Consider the following 20,784-nt stretch of genomic DNA (forward strand, 5'->3'; position numbering starts at 1 on the left):
GGGACGAATGCCGCACAAGAGCCACATCTTCGGGGTCGTGGGCCTCGGCAACTTCGGAAGCACGGTCGCGACCGAGCTCATGCGCTTCGGCAACAGTGTCATCGCCGTCGACGTGAACGAGCGCGCGGTGGGCCTTCACGCCGACAAGGTGACCGAGGCGCTGATCGTCGACGCGCGCGACGAGGAGGCGCTGCGCGAGGCGGGCTTCGGCGAATGCTACGGCGCGGTCATCGCCATCGCGAACGACATCGAAAGCTCGATCCTGGCCGCCATGAACCTCAAGCTCATCGGCGTGAAGACGATCTGGGCCAAGGCGGTGTCGAAGACGCACCACCGGATCCTCTCCCGCATCGGTGTGGACCGGGTGATCCATCCCCAGGTCGACATCGGGCAGTACGTCGCACAGGTCCTGAACAACCCGCTGATCCGCGATTACGTCAGCCTCGGAAACGGCTACCACGTCGTCAACTTCCGCGTTCCCGACAGCCTCGAGGGGCACAGCCTGTCCGAGATCAAGTCGATCTCCCGGCACGACCTGCGCTGCATCGGCGTCATGCGGGGAACCGAGTTCGTCGGATCGGGCGCGGATGGCTGCGTGCTCCAGTCCGACGACCTTCTCCTGCTTCTGGGAGAACGGAAGAAGCTGAGCGACTTCGCGGCCTCGCTCTGAGACGCGGCGCAGGATGTTTCCCTCCCGCCCTTTCCTCGCCAGGCTGGCGCGCATTCCCGCCCCGGCGATCCTGGCGCTCTCCTACTCGACCCTGATCGTCATAGGCTCGGTCGTGCTCTGGCTGCCGGTGTCGACGGTCGAGCATGTCAGCTTCGCCGACGCGCTCTTCACCTCGGCTTCGGCGGTGACCGTGACCGGCCTCGTCGTCGTCGATCCGGGCAGCACCTTCACCTTCTTCGGCCAGGCGGTCATCGCCTTCCTGATCGAATGCGGCGGCCTGGGGCTGATGACCTTCGCCACGCTCGTCTTCTCGGCGCTCGGTATTCAGGTGGGGCTGCCGCACCGCTATATCCTGCGGGAAGACCTCAACCAGACCTCGATCGCCTCACTGCCTCGACTGGTGAAGACGGTCCTGAAGGTCGCCTTTGCCTTCCAGGCGGCAGGTGCCGTCGTTCTCGCCTTCGTCTTCGTGCCCGAGTTCGGTTGGGCTCAGGGGCTATGGTATGCAGTCTTCCACGCGATCTCGGCCTTCAACAACGCCGGCTTCGCGCTGTTTCCCGACTCGCTGTCGCAATGGGTCGGCCATCCGGTCGTCAACCTGATCGTGCCGACCCTCTTCATCATCGGTGGCGTCGGCTTCATCGTGCTCGAGGACATCTGGCGCCAACGCGGCTGGCGTCGACTGACGGCGCATTCCAAGATCACGCTGGCCGGAACCGCCATCCTCATCGTCCTGCCGTTCCTCGTCTTCGCCGCGCTCGAATGGCGCAATCCCCAGACGCTTGCCGAGCTTTCGACGGGCGACAAGCTGTGGGCGAGCTGGTTCCAGGCGGTCACGCCGCGCACCGCAGGGTTCAACACCATTCCCACGGGCGGGATGCACGACGCGACCACGCTGATGACGATGACGCTGATGCTCATCGGGGGCGGCAGCACCTCGACCGCGGGCGGGATCAAGGTCACGACCTTCTTCGTCCTGCTGCTCGCCACCATCGCCTTCTTCCGCCGTCGCTCGACGCCACACGTCTTCAGCCGCAGCATCGAGGCCGAGGACATCCTCAAGGTCCTGGCCCTCGTCACCATTTCCAGTCTCGTCATCTTCACGGGCATCTTCATTGCCTCGATCTCGCACGACGGCGAGTTCCTGAACCTGTCCTTTGAGGTCGTCTCGGCCTTCGGCACCACCGGCCTGTCGCGCGGGGCGACGACCGAGCTCGATTCAATCGGACGGACGGTCATTATCCTGATGATGTTCCTCGGGCGCGTCGGCCCGTTGACGCTCGGCTTCTTCCTCGCCACGCGGTCGGCGCCCCGGGTGCGATATCCCAAGGGGCGGATCTATCTTGGCTGACCTCCGCCTTACGCCGACCGGCCTGCGCCTCGGGCCGCATCGCTGGCCCTGCACGGTGGGACGTGGCGGCCTGACATCGGCGAAGCGCGAGGGCGACGGGGCGACGCCGCGGGGCACGCACCGGATCGTCGGGATGTTCTGGCGTCCCGACCGCCTGCCCCGGCCTGCGCCCTGGGCCGAGCCGATCCGACCGGGCGACCTCTGGTGCGACGATCCGCGCCATCCGCTCTACAACCACCTCGCCCGCGCGCCGATGACGGCGTCTCACGAACGGATGCGGCGAGCGGATCGGCTCTACGACCTCGTCCTCGTCACCGACTGGAACTGGCCCGAGGCGACGCCGGGCGCGGGCAGCGCCATCTTCCTGCATCGCTGGCGCGGCCCCGGCCGCCCGACCGAAGGCTGCATCGCGCTGCGGTCCGATCACCTTCTGGACTTCGCCCGCCGCCTCGAGCCGGGCACCAGGCTGATCGTCCCCTAGCGCCGGTTCATCCATGCAAGGCGCAGAAGCGCGCGCTCCATCACAGCCATCTCCGGCACCTCGGCGGTCGACCGCAGCGTGAGGTCGGTGTCCAGAAGCAGCGACAGCGCCTTCTCGAGACGGTGCATTCCCCAGTCCGAGGCCTGACGCTGGATCCGGTCCCGACGCGGTCCGAAGACCGGCGGCCTCAGCCTGCCGATGCCCGACCCTGCGCCGCTGGGGTCGGAGGCGACCGCGTGCAGCGTCCGAAAGTGCCGCGTCGCCCCGATGCAAAGGCCGACCGGCCCCACGCCCTGCGCTTCCAGTCGCCGCAGAACAGGTCCGATCTCATGCGCCTTGCCTTCGGCGGCGAGGTTCAGGACATCGTCCAGCGCCGCCTCGACCGACGCCGGGGCGGACAGGGCGACCTCCTCGGGCGTCAGCGGAGAGGCATCACCGATCTTGTAGAGCGCGATCTTCTCGAGGGTCTGCCGGAAGTCGCCGGGCGAGAGGCTTCGCGCCAGGTCGGTCAATGCGGCCATCGCGTCGCCCGAGATGTCCCGCAAACCCGCCGCCTTCAGCGCCGCTTCGATCTCGGCCCGACCGGGAGGGTCGTCGTAGATCGCGGCGGCGTAGGTTCCGCGGTGATCCTCGAAAAGCTTCCGCAGTTTCGACTTCGCGGCAAGCTGGCCCGCCGTCACCACGATCTGAGCGTCGCCCTCGCGCCAGTCCGCCAGCGCCGCCGCGAAGGTATCGGCCAGACCGTCGCCGGCGTCCTCGACGAAGGCAACGCGGGGTCCGGGAAAAAAGCCCTGCGCCTTCACAGCGTCAAGAAGAAGGGCGGGATCCTTGCGAAGGTCGGAGGCGGGGATCCGCGTCAGGCGCATCTCTTCCTCGCCTGCGGCACCGACGAGCGCCTTCACGACCTCCTGCCGCCGCAAGGCGACGCGCATCGCGTCCACCCCGTGGATCAGAAGACCTGTGGCCGCGGCATCGGGCTTCGCGAAATAAGCCGGCGCGTCGCGGGCCGACAGCTTCACGGGACGCGCGTCATCAGGTCCGCGACGATCCGGTCGGCGAGGATCACCATCAGCCGGCGGCGCGCGTCGCGGGCGGCGAAGGCCGTGGCGACGGTGGTCGATGTGGCCGAGTAGCTGGTGAAACTCTGCTCGCTGCCCGTGGCCACGACCGTATCGTTGCCTTTCCGCGTCAGCCGCCATTCGACCCGGCCGGAGACGTTGTAGCGGCTGATCTCGCCATCCGGCAGGAAACCGACGGCGTCCTCCGACAGACGGATGTCGGCGGTCAGCGCAAGGTCGCCCTCCTCGGACGCGCCGAGCCTGTCCTCGAGACGGCGGACGAGCACATAGCCTGCCTCGTCGACGGGCGGTCCGACGTCGATGCGGCCCCGCAATCCTTCCGCGCTGCCGCCCGGCCCGTAGACCGGCGTGAAGCCGCAGCCCGCCAGCGCGAGGAACGACAGAAGAAGGGTGCGGCGGTCAGATGACGACATTGACGATGCGGCCCGGCACGACGATCAGTTTCCTGGGCTGGCCACCCGCCAGCGCCTTCGCGACAGCATCGTCGGCCAGCACCAGCTTTTCAACCTCGTCGGTCGGCACGTCCTTGCCCACGGTGATCTCGCTGCGCCGCTTGCCGTTGATCTGAATGGGCAGCGTCACGCTGTCCTCGACAAGCAGGCTTTCGTCCGCCACCGGCCAGGGCGCGTCGGCGATCAGGCCCTCGCCGCCCAGCATCGCCCAACAGTCCTCGGCGAGGTGCGGCGTCATCGGAGACATCAGCAGCGCCAGCGTCATCGCCGCCTCGCGCCGCGCCGCGTTCGAAGCCTGCGCCTTCGAAAGCGCGTTGCTGAAGGCATAGAGCTTGGCGATGGCCGCGTTGAAGCCGAAGCTTTCGATCCCGAGCGTCACGTCGCGCATCGCGCGGTGCGTCTCCTTCCGCAGCACATCGTCGTCCGCTCCGGTGTCGCCTCCCTCGGCGATCTCGCTCGCGATGCGGTGAACGCGGGAGAGGTGCCTGAACGCCGCCTCGGCACCGGCCGCGGTCCATTCCACGTCGCGCTCGGGCGGGGAGTCGGAGAGAACGAACCAGCGCGCGGTGTCGGCGCCGTACTGGTCGATGATGGCAACGGGGTCGACGACGTTGAGTTTGGATTTGGACATCTTGGTGGAAGGCTCGACGTTGATCCTCTCACCCGTTTCCTTGAGCGTGTAATTCCCACGGCCGTCATCCTGGACGTCATCCGGGAAGTGATAAATCTTCCGATTGTTCGGATCCAAACGTTCGGCGTTAGAATAAGCCGCATGCGTCACCATCCCCTGCGTGAAGAGCGCCTCGAACGGCTCCTTCGACTTCGCGGGCAGGTGGCCGCAGATGTGCATCGCGCGGGCGAAGAACCGCGAATAGAGCAGGTGCAGGATCGCGTGCTCGATGCCGCCGATGTACTGGTCGACGTTCATCCAGTAGTCGGCGTCGGCCATGACCGTGGGCGTGTCGGCCCGTGGCGCGGTGAAGCGGGCGAAGTACCAGGACGAATCCACGAAGGTGTCCATCGTGTCGGTCTCGCGCTTCGCCGCCTTGCCGCAGGACGGGCAGGGCACGTCGCGCCAGGTCGGATGCCGGTCGAGAGGGTTGCCCGGCACGTCGAAGGTCACGTCGTCGGGCAGCCGGACGGGCAGGTTCTCCTTTCGCTCCGGCACCACGCCGCAATCCGCGCAATGCACCACCGGGATCGGACAGCCCCAGTAGCGCTGGCGCGACAGGCCCCAGTCCCGCAGGCGGTACTTGGTGACGCCCCGGCCCCAGCCCTCGGCCTCGGCCCGCGCTATGGCGGCGTCGATCGCCTCGTCGCCGGTCGCCGTCTCGTCCCAGCCAAAGGGCTTCAGCCAGCGGACCGTCTCTCCCTTCGGCGGCACGAAGGCTTCGGAACCGACCGGCGCGCCGCCGTAGGCGGCCACGAAGGTGTCGATCACCGGCAGCCCGTACTTCCGACAGAAGTCCAGGTCGCGCTGGTCATGCGCGGGACAGCCGAAAATGGCGCCCGTGCCGTAGTCCATCAGGATGAAGTTCGCGATCCAGACGGGCAATTCCCAATTCGGTTCCAGCGGATGCCTCACCCGGATGCCGGTATCAAAGCCCAGCTTCTCGGCCTTCTCCAGCGCTTCCTCGGTCGTCCCGCCCTTCGAGGCTTCCGCTCGGAAAGCAGCGGCCCCGGGGTTCGTCTCCGCCAGTTCCTTCGCCAGCGGATGGTCGGGCGAGATACCCACGAACGACGCCCCCATCAGCGTGTCGGGCCGGGTCGTGTAGACCTCGATGGCCTCGCCGCCGTCGGCGCGCTCGAAGCCGAATTGCAGCCCGCGCGACTTGCCGATCCAGTTCCGCTGCATCAGCTTCACCTTCGCCGGCCAGTCGTCCAGCGCGTCGATGGCCTCCAGCAGCTCCTCGGCGAAATCGCTGATCTTGAAGAACCACTGCGTCAGCTCGCGGCGCTCGACCTCAGCGCCCGACCGCCAGCCCTTGCCGTCGATCACCTGCTCGTTCGCCAGCACCGTCATGTCGACCGGGTCCCAGTTGACCACCGCATTCCGGCGATAAACGAGGCCCTTGTCCATGAAATCGATGAACATCGACTGCTGCTGGCCATAGTACTCGGGATCGCAGGTCGCGAACATCCGCGACCAGTCCAGAGAGAAGCCCAGCGGCTTCATCTGCTGGACCATCGTTTCGATGTTGCCGTAGGTCCAGTCCTTGGGGTGGCCTCCCGACGCCATCGCCGCGTTCTCGGCCGGCATCCCGAAGGCGTCGAACCCCATGGGGTGCAGCACGTTGTGTCCCGTCGCCCGCATGTAGCGCGCGATCACGTCGCCCATGGTGTAATTCCGAACGTGCCCGATGTGGATGCGCCCCGATGGGTAGGGGAACATTTCCAGCACATAGTACTTCGGCTTCGACTCGTCGCGCTCGGCCCGGAAGGTCTGCGCCTCGTCCCAGGCGGCCTGCCATTTCGGCTCGATGTTCTTGGTATCGTATCGGGACATGCGAAGGGTCCTCGGGGAAACGGAAAACGCCGGGCGATGGCCCGGCGTGGTTTAGTCGCGCGGACGCGGAACGTCTAGAGACGCATGTCCTGCATCCGAAGCTGGCGGGCGCGCGTCAGGATAGCGTCCTCGACGGCGCGGGCCGTCGCCGTCGGCACGGGGCCCGAGCGCGTGGCCAGCGCGATGGACAGCGACCGCGCTTCCAGCGCCGGGTCGCGGACGTAGATCGTGGCGCGATATGCGGTGCCGCCGCCGGGAGGCGTGCCGTATCCGGTCGAGATCACGCCAGTGAAGGGATCGGCCGACTGGATCGGCAGGAAGTTCAGCACGTCGAGCGAGGCGTTCCAGAGGTACTTGTTGACCTCGACCGTCACGTTCGGATCGGCGTCGTTCAGGAATATGTCGGTGATCGAGGTGCCCGTGCGTGCCTCCCGCTCGATAGGAGTCGAGGCGAAGCGACCGCATCCGGACAGGGTGAGAGCCACCATCAGGACTGCCAGGACGGCGCGCGTCGGTCTGTCTGCCGGAAGTCCCATCAACGCCCCCTCTCCTAGGTCCAGACATGACTACCCGACGCCCCCGTGACCGACAAGGTCTTTCCCTGCTTGATGAAAACGGTTGGCCGGGCAAATTCACTGTGGCAAGAAGAACACCATCCGCTTGGAGTCTGGAAAGGGCCGGGGAGGCTTGCTTGCAATCTAGGTCGGGTGGAGGGAAATACGGTGTCAATCAGTTCGGTGCGACCGGATTGAGACGCACCTTTTACACACGAGGGAAAAAAACGATGAAAAAGGTTCTTCTGGCTTCGACCGCCCTGGTATTCTGGGCTGGTCTCGCCGCTGCGGAAGTTACGGTCGGCGGTAAGGCTGGCATCTGGCTGCAAGACAACGGCGTTGTTGCCGACGACATCGACATCGACGGCGACGCCGAAGACGTGGTCGTCAACTACGACCTGGATATCAGCTTCTCGGCTGAAGGCACCACGGACACCGGCCTGACCTTCGGTCTGGACCTGCTGCTTCTCGAAGACCTCGAGATCGACAACCAGGAAGTCTACATCTCCGGCGCGTTCGGCAAACTGACCGTCGGCGACGTGGATGACGCGCTCCAGAAGGTCGCTGGTCTGGCCGACATCGGCTACGACGGCATCGGCATCGACAACGTGGCCGAGCAGGCCCGTGGCGATGGCACCTCCGGTGGCGACTCGGTCCTGTATCAGTATCAGGCCGGCGACTTCGGTCTGTTCCTGTCGCACAGCCGTGACACCGGTGCCGAAGACGTCGCAGTCGGCGTCAAGGTTGGCCTTGGTGACTTCGCGGTCGGCGTCGGCTACGAAGACCAGACCGATGCGGGCAACGGCGACACCTACGCCGTCGACCTGAGCGGCACCTTCTCGGGCGCTGGCTTCGACATCTACTACGAAGACTCTGACGGCCTTGGCTCGGGCTACGGCGTTGTCCTGTCCTACGGCATGGGCGCCACCACCGTGACCTTCGGCTACTCGGACCACGACAACTCGACCGACGCTGCGATGGGTCTCGGCTTTGCCTACGATCTCGGCGGCGCGGAACTCGCTGGCGGTGTCGGCGACAACGGCTTCGAAACCGTGTGGGACCTCGGTGTCTCGATGGAATTCTGATCCTTCCAGGATCGGATGACGGAAAGAGCGGGCCTTGCGCCCGCTCTTTTCTTTTTGGCAGATGGGGGCATGAGCCTTTCGGACATCCGCGACCGCCTCGAAGCCGCCTGCGCCCGCCACGGGCGTGATCCGTCCGGCGTCACCCTTATCGCCGTGTCCAAGGTCCAGCCGCTCGACCGGGTCGAGGCTGTGCTGGCCGAGGGTCACCGCATCTTCGGCGAGAACCGCGTACAGGAAGCGCAGGGTAAGTGGCCCGCCCTCCGCGAGGAATTCGATGGCGTCGAGCTTCACCTGATAGGTCCGCTCCAGACCAACAAGGCCCGCGCCGCGATGGAGCTTTTCGACGCCATCCACACGGTCGACCGCCCGAAGCTCGCGCAAACCATCGCGCGTCTCGCCGAAGAGATGGGGAGGTGTGCCGACATCTTCGTCCAGGTGAACACCGGCGGCGAGGACCAGAAGGCCGGCTGTCACATCGATGAAGCCGACGCTCTGGTCGCGCTCTGCCGCAATCTGAAACTCCCGCCGAGAGGCCTCATGTGCATCCCGCCGGTCGACGACGCGCCGGCTCCCCACTTCGCGGCTCTGGCGAAAATTGCAGAGCGCAACGGCCTCACCGGCCTCAGCATGGGCATGTCGGGAGATTTCGAGGAAGCCATCGCCCATGGCGCCACCCATGTCCGTGTCGGTTCGGCCATCTTCGGCGACCGCGTTCCGGGCTGACCTTGATCAAGGCGCCGCCGCCCGGCCTGCGCCATCGTCGAAACGGAAAAGGAGACCTGCCAATGTCCTGCATCTATACCGAAGACAAATCCCTGCCCGTGGCCGAGATCCAGGTGCTGGGCCGTGTCACCGAACACGACATGGACGAAATCCTTCCCAAGCTGGAAGCCTTCATCGAAAAGCACGGCACCATCCGCATCGTGGAGGTCATCGAACGCTTCGAGGGCTTCGACCCGACCACGGTGCTCGACGGCGTGAAGTTCGACATCAAGCACCTCCGCAATGTCAGCCATGCCGCCGTCGTGTCGGATATTCCCTGGATCGGCTTCATGACCCGCGCCGCGAGCACGGTGATGCCGCTGACGGTCCGCACCTTTGCCATGTCCGATCTGGAAGCGGCCCGCGCCTGGGCCCGCGCGCCCGGCGCCTGAAGCCTCAGAGCATGTCCTTGATCTCCGCCACATGGCGGGGGTCGGCCGCCAGGACGTCGGCGGCAAGCGCACGGGCCGCCGCCAGCGGGTCCTCGTCGATCCGGTCGATCAGGCCCATCGCCAACGCCTCCGCCGCGCCGATCTTCTGACCCGCCATCAGGATCAGCTTCGCCCGCGCCGGGCCGACCAGTGCGGCCAGCCTTTCGGGGTCCGACGGCTGGGGAAGGAAACCCAGCCGCATCACCGGGTAGAAGATCGACGCGGTCGGCACGGCCACCCGCAGGTCGCAGGCCAGCACCATCCCCAGTGCCCCGCCCGCCGCCGTGCCGTTCAGCGCCGCAATCGTCAGGATCGGCGCCAGGGCGATGGCGCCCGACAGCCGCTCCCACGCCGGGTCGGTGGCCAGGCCCGCCCGTGCCGCCTCGAGGTCCGCGCCGGCCGAGAACACCTTGCCCCTCCCGGTCAGCACAAGTGCCTTCACCGCCTCGTCCGAGGCCGCCTCCTCGACCTGCTCGGCAAGCGCCACGAGCATCTCGCGGGTCAGCGCGTTCGCCTTCTCCTGCCGGTCGAGCGTCAGGATGCGCAGCCCGCCCTCGGTCGCCACGTCGATCATCGCGCCAGCCCCAGCCGGGCGCGGATGCCCTCGTCCCTCAACGAGATCTCCTGTCCCAGGAACTCGTCCGCTTCCGGGCCGCACATCCACAAAAGAGCCTTCGCCGGCCACTCGGGCGGGACGTGGTCCGACCACTCCAGCCGAGAGACCGGGTTGATCCCGCTTGCCTTGATCTCGCGCTGCATTTCGGTCGCCACCGTTCCGGGCGACAGCCCCATGACCCGCACGCCGGACGGCCCGGCCTCAAGATGCGCGGACCGCGTCAGCATCGCCGCCCCCGCCTTCGACGCGCAATAATGCGACCAGGCCTCGACCGGGCTGTGGGCCGCGCCCGACGACACGGTCAGGATCGTCCCCCGCCCGCGAGCGATCATGCCGGGCAGGACGGCGCGCATCCCGTGGTAGACACCCTTCAGGTTGACGTCGATCGCCGTGCCCCATCCTGCCGGGTCGGACGACGCGAGATGCGCGATCGGCTCGATCACCCCCGCGTTGTTGACGAGGACGTCTACCGGCCCGAATTTCGCCTCGGCCTCGGCCACCGCGCCCGCCACCTCGTCGTAGCGCGCCACGTCGCACGGCACGGCAAGCGCCGCCTCGCCCAGACGCCCGGCCAGATCGCGAATGGCATCCGCGCCACGCGCCAACAGGACGACACGCGCACCCGCGCCGACGAACGTCTCGGCCGCCGCGGCGCCTATGCCTCGGCTCGCTCCCGAAATGATCACGGTTTTGCCATCGGCTTCCATATATTTTGCCTCCTTTTGGCCGCACTGCGTGCTATCACGGTCACGTTCGGCCTGTCGACGGCGCGAGGGTCAGGGTTTTCTTGACCGCTCGGGTTCCGCCTCGGAACGTCGCCGATATTAAACGCAATCAGATCACCGGATAACGCCTATGACTTTTCACCGCACCCTGACGATGACCTCCGTGCTGGCCCTGATGGCCGGCCCTGCGCTGGCCGACCTGACCGCCGAGGAGGTTCTTGCCGACCAGATCAGCCAGATCGAGATGTACGGCTTCACCGCCGAGGTCATGGACCAGAACCGCTCGGGCGACACCCTGAGCGTCGGATCGCTCGTCGCCTCGGCTATGGCGGGCGAGGGCAATTTCAAGGTCAGCATGGGCGGCGTCCGCCTCGTCGAGCAAGGCGACGGCACGGTCAAGGTCGAGTACCCGGCAGTGATGCCGATGACCGTCAGCGGCACGTCTGAGGATGGCGAGACGTTCGAGATGTCGATCTCGATCAGCCTGACCGGGGCGGACGTGACGGCGTCGGGCTCGACCGAGCTGATCCGCTACGACTTCGACATCGAGCGCGTCGCGGTGACCGAGATCGAGTTCCTCGCGCCCGAGGAAGCCAAGGACATGGACATGTCCGTCGACGTGGCTTTCGTGAACCTCACCGGCTTCACCGAGCTCGCGGCGGGCGCCGTGCGCGACTATACGGCCGAGTTCGCAACCGAGAGCCTCACCTTCGCCGTCGACGCCAATGTCGAGGAGGGCGAGGAGCCGGGCCATTTCCGCTTCGAAGGATCGAGCCAGGACCTGACCAGCAGCTACAGCGGCTCGGTCGGGCAGCAGGACCTGATGGCCTCCTTCGCCGAATCGATCAGAAACGGCAACCGGACCGAGGGCACCGCCGCCTTCGGCCCCACGACCTATACCTTCAACGTCGATTCCCCCGATGGCACGATGGAAGGCGCGGTCGCGGTCGCCGAGGGCGACTTCCAGTTCAAGATGAACGAGGACGGTCTCGACTATGGCGGCATGAACCGCGACATCACTCTGACCGTCGGCGGATCGTCGATCCCCTTCCCGCCGATGACCTTCAAGCTGGCCGAGTCCGAGGGCCGTTTCGCCATGCCCGTGGTGCCAGGCGAGGAAAGCCAGGACTTCGGCCTTCGCATGGCGATGAAGGGCCTCGAGATCGATCCGATGATCTGGAACATGTTCGATCCCGCCGGCCAGCTTGCGCATGACCCGGCGACGCTAATCATCGACATCGACGGCGAGGGCGTGCTGTCGGCCGACGTGTTCGACCCCGAATTCGCGGACAGCGGCGAGGTTCCGGGCCAGCTCGACGCTCTCAACGTCAACGAGATCGAGCTGTCCGTCGCGGGCGCGCGGCTCACGGGCGACGGCGACTTCACCTTCGACAACTCCTCGCCGATGCCCGTGCCGTCTGGCGTTCTCAACATGATGCTGACGGGCGGCAACGGCCTTCTCGACACTCTGGTCGGCATGGGCCTCGTGCCCGAAGATCAGGCCATGGGCGCACGCATGATGATGGGCCTCTTCGCCCGTCCGGGCGATGGCGACGACACCCTTGTCTCGACCATCGAGTTCAATGAAGACGGCTCGATCATGGCGAACGGCCAGCGCATCAAGTGACGCGGGACGGGCCCGCGCCGCAAGGCCGGGCCCGTTGCCTTCGCTCCATGCGACGGACCCTCGCCGCCCTTCTCTTCGCCGCTTCACCTTCGGCCGCCATCGCCCTGACGGCCGAAGACGCGCTGACCGAACACTTGAGCCTGCTCTCGCTCTTCGGCAACTTCGAGGTGGAGACGACCGGCACCGCGCGCGGCGCCGACCGCCTCGAGGTCCGGGGCTTCAAGCTCACCTCCGAGAACCCGGACGAGCGGACCGAGATCACCCTCGGCGGCGTCGACCTCGTCGAACAACCGGACGGCGCCGTCCGCTTCGTCTACCCCAACCGCCTGCCTGTCGAGATCCGTATCCAGTCCGGAACGGACCAGCCCGTACTCGTCAGCGCGAGCTTCCTCTTCGACGGCGTACGGCACATCGTATCGGGCACGCCGGGCGACCTGGGCCACGACCTTGTCGCCGGCAGCCTGAGCCTCGAAGGCGTCGACGTGACGGGGCTCGAGGACGACCGCGTCGAGGAAACGGCCTTCGACCTCGAGGACGTCGCGGCGACCTTCATGCGGTCGAACCAGGGCCGCGGAATGCACAGGATGACGCTCGATGTCGGGCACCTCTACGTTGCCAGCCTCTTCGACACGGCGAGCGGATCTGACGCATCCGGCATCGCGACCGGCGACGCAGACATCGCGGTGACCATCGGCAACCTGGCAGCCGCATCAAGCTACGAGGGCGGCGACATTCCGCGCCACAGTCTCGACCTCGCCTTGGGCAAGATCCTGTGGATCCAATCGTCGGACACGTCCGACGAGGATGGAAGGCTGGACATGGAAGCCAGGGGCACTGGCGTCCGTCTGGCCTGGGACGTGCGCGTGAACCACTCCGACGAGGACGGGGCGATCACCCCGCCGCTGCACAATGGCGAGCGCATCAGCGCCGACTTCGGATACGACAGCGTCGAGGCGACCGGGACGATCGAGATGCCGGAGGGTGCCGCCGCCTTTGCCTCGTCCGATCAGGGGGCGTCGGTCGAGCTCTCATTTTCCGAGGACAGGGCCCTGTTCTCGCTGGAGGCCCGGGGCAACGTCACGGATTATGCCCTCGCGGTCCCCGACGTGCCCGTGGACCGGCTGTCCTATGCCCTCGACGCCTTCGAGGTCGCCATCGAGTTCCCGCTCCTCGCAAAGGCCGAACCTCAGCCCTATTCGATGCGCTTCGGGCTTGCCGGCTTGACCTTCAACGACGAGATGTGGTCGCTGTTCGATCCGATCCGCAAGATCCCCCGCGATCCCATCTCTCTCGCGCTGGACATTGCGGGAACCACCATCGTCGCCATCGACTTCTTCGATGAGGACGCAACCGCGAGGCCCTACCCTGAAATCGTCGCGAAACTAAAGACCCTCCGCGTCCTGGGCGCCGGTCTCGACCTCACCGGCTCGGGAGAGATCACCAGCCGGATCGAGGGGGCGACGCTCTCTACCGAGGGTCGTCTCGACGCGCGGCTCGTAGGGCTCAACGGGCTCCTCGACAGCCTGGCCGACCTCGAGCTTCTCTCCTCCGAGGAGACGATGGGTCTGAGGATGATGTTGGGCGTCTTCACCCGGCCCGGAGCCGGCTCGGACACGCTGGTCTCGACGATCGAGTTCGCGCCGGACGGAACGGTCAACGCCAACGGGCAGCGCATCAAGTGATGCCCCGCCCGCCGCAGGTCGCTTGAAGCGCCTGTCCTCAGGGACTACCTCGTCGCCATGCAGAACCTCTCCCAGCTCACAGCAGACCTCCTGACCGCCGCCCGCAAGGCCGGGGCCGACGCCGCCGACGCCATCGCGACCGACGGGCGCGCCGTGTCGATCGACGTGCGCGCCGGGGCCCTCGAACAGGCCGAGCGCGCCGAAGGCGTCGAGATCGGCCTCCGCGTCCTCCTTGGGCAAAGGCAGGCCTGCGTCTCGGCCTCGGACACCAAGCCCGAGACTCTGGCTGAAATGGCCGAACGTGCCGTGGCAATGGCGCGGATCGCGCCCGAGGATCCCTTCATCGGCCTCGCCGATCCCGCAGAGCTGTCCGATACCCGCGACGCAATCGGCCTCGACCTTTGCGAGGACGCGCCCGAACCCTCCCCCGCCGACCTGGAAGACGCCGCCCGCCGTGCCGAGGCGACCGCCCTGTCGCACGAGGGCATCGCACAGGTCCAGTCCGCCGCCGCCTCCTACCACCGCACCCGCATCCACCTCGCCGCCACCAACGGCTTTTCGGGCGGATACGCGCGGTCGTCGCACTCGCTCTATTGCGTGGCCATCACGGGCGAAGGCACGAAGATGGAGCGTGACCACTACGGCGAGGCGCGGATCTACGGCGCCGACCTGCCCACGCCCGAAGAGGTGGGTCGCCTCGCTGCCGAGCGCACACTGTCGCGCGCGGGGGCGCGGAAGCCGAAGACCGGCGCCTTCCCCGTCCTCTACGACGAACGTGTCGCGGCGGGGCTGATCGGGCACCTCCTCTCGGCCGCCAACGGCGCTTCCGTCGCGCGCGGCAGCTCCTGGCTGCGTGGCCTCCTGGGCGAGCAGGTTCTGCCGGATACCCTCTCCATCGTCGAGGAACCGCACCGCGTCCGCACGTCGGGCTCGAAGCCTTTCGACGGCGAGGGCCTTCGGACGGCCCGCCGCGAGATCGTCACCGACGGACGCCTCAATGGCTGGACGCTCGACCTCGCCACCGCCCGCCAACTCGGGATGCAAAGCACGGCCAGCGCCGGGCGTGGCCCGTCCTCGCCGCCGTCTCCCACCCTCAGCAACATCGCGCTGACTCAGGGCGACGCCACGCGCGACGACCTGATCCGCGACATGGGCACCGGGCTTCTGGTGACCTCGCTCATCGGCTCGTCGATCAACGCGACGACGGGCGATTACTCGCGCGGCGCTTCGGGGTTCTGGATCGAGAAGGGGCAGATCGCCTATCCGGTCAACGAATGCACCATCGCGGGCAACCTGCGCGACATGCTGCGCTCTATCGTGCCGGCGAACGACGCCCGGCCGTGGACGGGCCGCGTCGTGCCGTCGCTCCTGGTTGAAGGTCTTGTCCTTGCCGGCGACTGACCTTGACCTCCTGCACGAGACCGCGCTCGAAGCGGGCGAGATCGCCCGGCGCTTCTGGCGCGAGGATCCGCAAGTCTGGGACAAGGGCGGCGACGATCCGGTTTCCGAGGCCGACTTCGCCGTCGACACTCACCTGAAGCAGCGCCTCCTGGCCGCGCGGCCCGACTATGGCTGGGTCAGCGAGGAGACCGCCGACGACATGAGCCGGCTCGACCGCGAGCGGGTGTTCATCATCGACCCCATCGACGGCACCCGAGCCTTCGTGGCGGGCGAGAAGACCTGGGCGCACTCCCTCGCCATCGCCGAGGCGGGACGCATCATCGCCGCCTGCGTCTACCTGCCGGTCCGCGACAAGCTCTACCTCGCCCGCAAAGGCGGCGGCGCGACCCTGAACGGCGCATCGGTCATGGCGTCCGAGCGCGGCGAACTCGACGGCGCGACTGTCTTAAGCCCAAAGGTCAGCTTCCGCCCCGAGTTCTGGACTGCCGGCCCGCCGCCCGTCGAACGGCACTTCCGCCCGTCCCTGGCCTATCGCATGGCGCTGGTCGCCGAAGGCCGCTTCGACGCCATGATGACGCTTCGCCCGGCCTGGGAATGGGACATCGCCGCCGGGGCGCTTCTGGTCGCCGAGGCAGGGGGCGAGGTCACCGACCGGCGCGGCCGCCCGCTGACCTTCAACAGCCCCGCCCGCCAGACCGAGGGCGTCGTCACCGCAGGCGGCGCGGTCCACGCGGCGCTCTTGTCGGGCCTCGCCTAGTGCCAATAGCCCCCGGCCGGTCCAGCCTGAGAGATTACCACCCGTCAAGCTGCAGGAGCCCATCATCACCGGTTCACCGTACGGCACGCGTTTGTGGACCAACGGAATGCATCGAACGTGATTCACCGTAAGACGTCATTCGACGAATAGGATTCTAATCCTTTCTGCTAAAATGCACTTTGTACGAAATTAACAAAAGAATTAACCCCACGGCTGCTCCAGCGCAAAACATATAAAACAAATCGTTTGGCTCCACAGAGCCAGAAAAGTACGACAGTAAGGTCAATAGGGTTAAAACCAAAATGATGTTCAAGATCAGCAGCGCTACGGCTTGGCTTCTGTGATCTTTGATTGTCAGGCTTGCTATAATCATTAGCCCGCCCAAAACGCTCGGCGTTAAGAGAAAAATCACCCACGTGTTCAATCTTTTCTTCCTTGCGCAGTTCCAGCCTAGCCCGTCGTCACCGCCGGAGGTGCCAGTCGTGGCCACGTTATTGTCGGGCCTGGGCTAGCGCCAATAGCCCCCGGCAGTCTCCGCCCTGTCATACTCCAGGTAGAACTCGTCGAGCTGCGGCGGCGCCACGCCCGCGTCCTGAAGCTGGACGTGCGCCTGCCCCCGGTGATGCACCTGGTGCTGGACGAGGTGGAGGATCAGGGCCGCGACGGTCTCCTCGATCCGGCCCACGTCGCGCTCGGTCACCCGCGTCTCACTCAACCGCTCCGGCGTCATCGCGCGGCAGAAGGCCGCGAAGCGCATGTCGGCCTCGGCCTGTAGGACGGAAAGCGTGGCGGCATCGCGCACCTCATCTCGGTCGTAGACGGCAAGACCCCGCCCGCCGGCCTCCAACGCGTCGATGTAGTAGAGGTCGACCTCGTAGACGTGGTTCAGCGTCTTCCAGAGGGATCTAAAGAACCCCGGTCGGTCCGCGATAAACGCGTCCTGAGACAGCCCCTTCACTGCATCGTAAAGCGTCCGGTTCGCCCAGGCGTTGTTCAGCGCCATGGCGAGCCAGGGATTTTCGCCTGCGTCCATCAAGCCGTCCTCCCGAAACTTCTGGACGGACTCCGGCCCCTGTGATTCCGTCGCGCCATGCATCGATCCTATACGCCCCACCTCGTCACCGCAGCGGTCATCGCCCTCTCGGCGCTGTACCTACTGTGGATCGGGCGCGTCCCCTGGTGCGAATGCGGCTACGTCAAGCTGTGGCACGGCGAGACGATGTCGAGCGAGAACAGCCAGCACATCTCGGACTGGTACACCCCCAGCCACATCATCCACGGCCTCTTGTTCTACGCGGGTCTCTGGCTGGTCGCGCGGAGGCTGTCCTTCGGCTGGCGCCTGACCATCGCCACCGTGATCGAATGCGCCTGGGAGATCATCGAGAACTCCGACGCCATCATCGAGCGCTACCGCGCCGTCACGATCTCGCTCGACTACTACGGGGACAGCGTGCTGAACACGGTCGCGGACGTCCTCGCCATGATCCTGGGCTTCTGGCTGGCCCGCGTGCTTCCCGTCTGGGTCAGCGTCGCGCTCGTAATCTTCTTCGAGGTGCTGACGGCCTGGGTGATCCGGGACGGCCTCGTCCTGAACGTGTTGATGTTGCTCTGGCCGCTCGAAGGTGTCATGGAGTGGCAGTCGGGCGGCTAGGCAAGCCCCCTGCCTCTAGCATCCCGCACTTCAGTGTTAGCGCTAGTTGGCCCCCGCCTCGTCACGGATGGTCGCCTGAAAGTTGCCGTCGATCGTGACGCCGACCTGCGGATCGACCACGAGCCCACCAGTGGGATCGGGCGTCAGGGTGGCGACAACACTGCCCGCCAGCACCAGGTCACCGCCTGTCGATTGGAAGGCGTTCAGGGACAGGTCGACATTCTCGCTTCCGGCAACCAACGTTCCATCGGTCCGCTGAAGTTCGACCCGCGCATCGATTGCCCGCGCTTCCACCGGCCCAGCCAGAACCTGCATCTCGATGGTCAGCGTTCCGGGACCGCCGTCACCTTCGGGGTCGGGCGTCCCGACCAGACGAACCTCGACTCTACCGTCGTTCTCCGTCCAGGTGCTGGTCGGCCCTTCTCCCGCACTGGCGACGATCCAGCGCGCGGGATCCAGATCCAGCGTTCCAGTGATCGAGCCGGTGCCGCTTTGTGCAACGAGGGGACCGGCCAGAAGGCAGATGGCAAGAGGGGCGGCCAGGCGTTTCATGCGTCCTTTCCCATGTCCGGGGCATCGGCAATCACAACCGATTGCCGCGACGCATGTTCCCGCCGTACCGGGAAGTGCGGCTTTTCAGCCGCCGGCACTACTTCCTCCGGCCCTGAAGCCAGCGGAAGAAGAAGAACAGCGCCACCAGTGCCACGATCCAGAACAGCAGGTCCATGAGGTTACTCCCAGTCGAGGACGATCTTGCCTGACTTGCCCGACTTCATCGTCTCGAAGCCGCGGCGGAAGTCGTCGACGTGCATCCGGTGCGTGATGACACGGCGTATGTCCAGCCCGTCCTCCAGCATCGCAATCATCTTGTACCAGGTCTCGAAGATCTCGCGGCCGTAGACGCCCTTCAGCGTGATCGCCTTGAACACGATGCGCGACCAGTCGACCGGCGACTTGCCGGGCGGGATGCCCAGGAGAGCGATCCGCCCGCCCATCACCATCGCCTCGACCATCTGGTCGAGCGCCCTCTGGTTGCCCGACATCTCGAGGCCCACGTCGAAGCCTTCCTTCATCTTGAGCCCCGCCATGACCTCGCGCAGATCCTCTTCGGCCACGTTGACGGGGACCACGTCCGTCACCTGCTCGGCCAGCGCCAGCCGGTCCGGGTTCACGTCCGTGATGACGACATGCCGCGCGCCGACATGCTGCGCCACCGCCGCCGCCATGATGCCGATAGGGCCGGCCCCGGTGATGAGGACATCCTCGCCCACGAGGTCGAAGGACAGCGCGGTGTGGACCGCGTTGCCGAGCGGATCGAGGATCGCGCCGATCTCGTCATCGATGGCGTCGGGCAGCGGTATGGCGTTGAACGCCGGCAGCCGCAGGTACTCCGCGAAGGCCCCCTGCTCGTTCACCCCGATGCCCCGCGTCTCGGGGTCGAGGTGGAAGCGTCCCGACCGCGACTGCCGCGAGTGCTTGCCGATCAGGTGCCCCTCGCCGCTGACGCGCTGGCCAAGGTGCAGGTCATCGACGTTCTTCCCCAGTTCCACGATCTCGCCCGCGAACTCGTGGCCGGTGATCAGCGGCACCGGAACCGTTCGCGCCGCCCAGTCGTCCCAGTCCCAGATGTGGATATCCGTCCCGCAGATGCCTGTCTTCTTCACCCGGATCAGCACGTCATCCGGCCCGATCTCGGGCACCGGCGCGCGGATCATGTCGAGGCCGGGGGCGGGGGCCGTCTTGGCCAGCGCCTTCATCTCGTTGCTCATAGCGCCCCCACCTCGCGTCCCGCCTGCACGAATGCCTCCGCCGCGCGATCCAGATCCTCCCGCGTCAGGGCCGCGTTCATCTGCGTCCGGATCCGCGCCTGCCCCTTAGGCACGACCGGAAAGAAGAACCCCGCGACATAGACCCCCAGCTCTCCCAGCCGCGCCGCCATGTCCTGCGCCAGCCGCGCTTCGCCCAGCATCACGGGCACAATGGGATGCGCGCCGGGCAGAAGGTCGAACCCGGACCGCTCCAGGTGCGACCGCCACAGCGCCGTATTCTCGAACAGCCGCGCCCGCAGGGTATCGCCCTCCTCCACCAGCTTGATCGCCTCGATCCCCGCCGCAACGACCATCGGAGGCAGCGCGTTCGAGAAAAGATAAGGCCGCGCCCTCTGCCGCAGAAGGTCGACCACCTTCTGTGAGGCGGCGACATACCCGCCGATAGCCCCGCCCAGCGCCTTCCCCAGAGTCCCCGTCAGGATGTCGACTTCCACGCCGTGATGCGACGGCGTCCCCGCCCCCCTCGGCCCCATGAAGCCCGTCGCATGGCAGTCGTCCACCATCACCAGCGCGTCGTACCTGTCGGCCAGCGCGCGGATCTCGGGCAGCTTCGCCAGATACCCATCCATCGAGAACACGCCATCCGTCGCGATCATGACGAACCGCGCGCCGTCCGCCCGCGCCTGCTTCAGTTGCGCTTCGAGGTCGTCCATGTCCGAGTTTGCGTAACGATACCGCTTCGCCTTGCAGAGCCGGATCCCGTCGATGATCGAGGCGTGGTTCAGCGCATCCGAAACGATCGCATCCTCCGGTCCGAGCAAAGGCTCGAACACCCCGCCATTCGCGTCGAAGCAGGCGGCGAAGAGGATCGAGTCCTCCATCCCCAGAAACTCCGCCAGCCGTGTCTCCAGCTCGCGGTGCAAGTCCTGCGTCCCGCAGATGAAACGCACCGAGGCCATGCCGAAGCCGTGGTCGTCCATCGCCGCCTTAGCGGCTGCGATCAGCCGCGGATGGTCGGCAAGACCGAGGTAGTTGTTGGCGCAGAGGTTCAGCATCTCGCGCCCCGCGACCGTGATGTGTGTGCCCTGGGGCGAGGTCAGAGGCCGCTCCTGCTTGGTCAGGCCCTCGGCCTCGATCCCCGCAAGAACGTCGTCAAGGTGATCGTCGAAGGACGTCATGCCGTCT

The 20,784-nt window shown here is 66.5% G+C and carries 22 protein-coding genes; 11 read left to right on the plus strand and 11 right to left on the minus strand.

Going from position 1 to position 20,784, the window contains the following annotated elements:
• Positions 1–7: 7 nt before the first annotated feature.
• Genes C8D95_RS18035 through C8D95_RS18045 form a run of 3 tightly spaced genes read left to right on the plus strand, consistent with a single transcriptional unit; the run spans position 8 to position 2,502 of the window.
• Positions 8–670 (plus strand): potassium channel family protein, encoded by a 663-nt coding sequence (locus tag C8D95_RS18035; RefSeq protein ID WP_109760594.1) that lies wholly within the window; start codon positions 8–10, stop codon positions 668–670.
• A gap of 13 nt (positions 671–683) precedes the next feature.
• Positions 684–2,021, plus strand: a complete 1,338-nt coding sequence (locus C8D95_RS18040) for a TrkH family potassium uptake protein (RefSeq protein WP_206508390.1) — start codon at positions 684–686, stop codon at positions 2,019–2,021.
• Positions 2,014–2,502, plus strand: coding sequence for a L,D-transpeptidase family protein (locus C8D95_RS18045; RefSeq protein ID WP_241239760.1), 489 nt, complete (start codon positions 2,014–2,016; stop codon positions 2,500–2,502). Before C8D95_RS18040 ends, C8D95_RS18045 begins: the two co-directional genes overlap by 8 nt.
• On the opposite strand, the gene holA is transcribed toward C8D95_RS18045, so the two are convergent.
• The 4 genes from holA to C8D95_RS18065 all read right to left on the minus strand — a co-directional run bounded on the left by holA (position 2,499) and on the right by C8D95_RS18065 (position 7,075).
• Positions 2,499–3,521: a DNA polymerase III subunit delta gene (gene holA, locus C8D95_RS18050; RefSeq protein WP_109760596.1), complete on the minus strand. Its 1,023-nt coding sequence runs from the start codon at positions 3,519–3,521 to the stop codon at positions 2,499–2,501. The two genes, C8D95_RS18045 and holA, sit on opposite strands and share 4 nt — an antisense overlap.
• Complete coding sequence (gene lptE, locus C8D95_RS18055) at positions 3,518–3,994, minus strand: LPS assembly lipoprotein LptE (RefSeq protein ID WP_109760597.1); 477 nt, start codon at positions 3,992–3,994, stop codon at positions 3,518–3,520. The genes holA and lptE overlap by 4 nt, the downstream gene beginning before the upstream one ends.
• Positions 3,981–6,539: a leucine--tRNA ligase gene (leuS, locus tag C8D95_RS18060; RefSeq protein WP_109760598.1), complete on the minus strand. Its 2,559-nt coding sequence runs from the start codon at positions 6,537–6,539 to the stop codon at positions 3,981–3,983. Before leuS ends, lptE begins: the two co-directional genes overlap by 14 nt.
• A 74-nt stretch (positions 6,540–6,613) precedes the next feature.
• Positions 6,614–7,075 (minus strand): DUF3576 domain-containing protein, encoded by a 462-nt coding sequence (locus C8D95_RS18065; RefSeq protein ID WP_109760599.1) that lies wholly within the window; start codon positions 7,073–7,075, stop codon positions 6,614–6,616.
• A gap of 248 nt (positions 7,076–7,323) precedes the next feature.
• On the opposite strand from C8D95_RS18065, the gene C8D95_RS18070 reads away from it, so the two are divergent.
• From C8D95_RS18070 to C8D95_RS18080, 3 genes are all read left to right on the plus strand, one after another.
• A complete protein-coding gene (locus C8D95_RS18070) occupies positions 7,324–8,178 on the plus strand; it encodes a porin (RefSeq protein WP_164721531.1) in 855 nt (284 codons plus the stop codon).
• A gap of 69 nt (positions 8,179–8,247) precedes the next feature.
• Complete coding sequence (locus tag C8D95_RS18075; protein WP_109760675.1) at positions 8,248–8,901, plus strand: YggS family pyridoxal phosphate-dependent enzyme; 654 nt, start codon at positions 8,248–8,250, stop codon at positions 8,899–8,901.
• 62 nt (positions 8,902–8,963) lie between these two features.
• Positions 8,964–9,332: a SpoIIAA family protein gene (locus tag C8D95_RS18080; RefSeq protein WP_109760601.1), complete on the plus strand. Its 369-nt coding sequence runs from the start codon at positions 8,964–8,966 to the stop codon at positions 9,330–9,332.
• Between the two features lie 4 nt (positions 9,333–9,336).
• Here C8D95_RS18080 and C8D95_RS18085 read toward each other — a convergent pair whose 3' ends face one another.
• A complete protein-coding gene (locus tag C8D95_RS18085) occupies positions 9,337–9,945 on the minus strand; it encodes an enoyl-CoA hydratase/isomerase family protein (protein ID WP_109760602.1) in 609 nt (202 codons plus the stop codon).
• Positions 9,942–10,694: an SDR family oxidoreductase gene (locus tag C8D95_RS18090; protein WP_109760603.1), complete on the minus strand. Its 753-nt coding sequence runs from the start codon at positions 10,692–10,694 to the stop codon at positions 9,942–9,944. The genes C8D95_RS18085 and C8D95_RS18090 overlap by 4 nt, the downstream gene beginning before the upstream one ends.
• A 148-nt stretch (positions 10,695–10,842) precedes the next feature.
• Between C8D95_RS18090 and C8D95_RS18095 the strand changes: the two genes are divergently transcribed.
• Genes C8D95_RS18095 through C8D95_RS18110 form a run of 4 tightly spaced genes read left to right on the plus strand, consistent with a single transcriptional unit; the run spans position 10,843 to position 16,179 of the window.
• Positions 10,843–12,339, plus strand: a complete 1,497-nt coding sequence (locus C8D95_RS18095; protein WP_109760604.1) for a DUF2125 domain-containing protein — start codon at positions 10,843–10,845, stop codon at positions 12,337–12,339.
• Positions 12,340–12,386: 47 nt separating this feature from the next.
• Complete coding sequence (locus C8D95_RS18100) at positions 12,387–14,021, plus strand: hypothetical protein (protein ID WP_109760605.1); 1,635 nt, start codon at positions 12,387–12,389, stop codon at positions 14,019–14,021.
• 57 nt (positions 14,022–14,078) lie between these two features.
• Complete coding sequence (locus C8D95_RS18105) at positions 14,079–15,422, plus strand: TldD/PmbA family protein (protein ID WP_109760606.1); 1,344 nt, start codon at positions 14,079–14,081, stop codon at positions 15,420–15,422.
• The gene (locus tag C8D95_RS18110) at positions 15,409–16,179 is read left to right on the plus strand and encodes an inositol monophosphatase family protein (protein ID WP_109760607.1); all 771 of its coding nucleotides are present in this window, start codon (positions 15,409–15,411) and stop codon (positions 16,177–16,179) included. Before C8D95_RS18105 ends, C8D95_RS18110 begins: the two co-directional genes overlap by 14 nt.
• Before the next feature lie 167 nt (positions 16,180–16,346).
• On the opposite strand, the gene C8D95_RS18115 is transcribed toward C8D95_RS18110, so the two are convergent.
• Positions 16,347–16,595, minus strand: coding sequence for a hypothetical protein (locus C8D95_RS18115; RefSeq protein WP_126918450.1), 249 nt, complete (start codon positions 16,593–16,595; stop codon positions 16,347–16,349).
• Positions 16,596–16,687: 92 nt separating this feature from the next.
• Positions 16,688–17,212 (minus strand): DinB family protein, encoded by a 525-nt coding sequence (locus tag C8D95_RS18120; RefSeq protein WP_109760676.1) that lies wholly within the window; start codon positions 17,210–17,212, stop codon positions 16,688–16,690.
• Positions 17,213–17,269: 57 nt separating this feature from the next.
• On the opposite strand from C8D95_RS18120, the gene C8D95_RS18125 reads away from it, so the two are divergent.
• Entirely contained in the window at positions 17,270–17,830 is a 561-nt protein-coding gene (locus C8D95_RS18125; RefSeq protein ID WP_109760609.1) for a DUF2585 domain-containing protein, read from the plus strand.
• 42 nt (positions 17,831–17,872) lie between these two features.
• Here C8D95_RS18125 and C8D95_RS18130 read toward each other — a convergent pair whose 3' ends face one another.
• The 3 genes from C8D95_RS18130 to C8D95_RS18140 form a co-directional block, all read right to left on the minus strand.
• Positions 17,873–18,382: a hypothetical protein gene (locus C8D95_RS18130; RefSeq protein WP_109760610.1), complete on the minus strand. Its 510-nt coding sequence runs from the start codon at positions 18,380–18,382 to the stop codon at positions 17,873–17,875.
• A 179-nt stretch (positions 18,383–18,561) separates the two neighbouring features.
• A complete protein-coding gene (gene tdh / locus C8D95_RS18135) occupies positions 18,562–19,599 on the minus strand; it encodes an L-threonine 3-dehydrogenase (RefSeq protein ID WP_109760611.1) in 1,038 nt (345 codons plus the stop codon).
• A complete protein-coding gene (locus C8D95_RS18140) occupies positions 19,596–20,777 on the minus strand; it encodes a glycine C-acetyltransferase (RefSeq protein WP_109760612.1) in 1,182 nt (393 codons plus the stop codon). The genes tdh and C8D95_RS18140 overlap by 4 nt, the downstream gene beginning before the upstream one ends.
• Positions 20,778–20,784: the final 7 nt, after the last annotated feature.

This window comes from Silicimonas algicola (genome assembly GCF_003148765.1).
Lineage (GTDB): Bacteria > Pseudomonadota > Alphaproteobacteria > Rhodobacterales > Rhodobacteraceae > Silicimonas > Silicimonas algicola.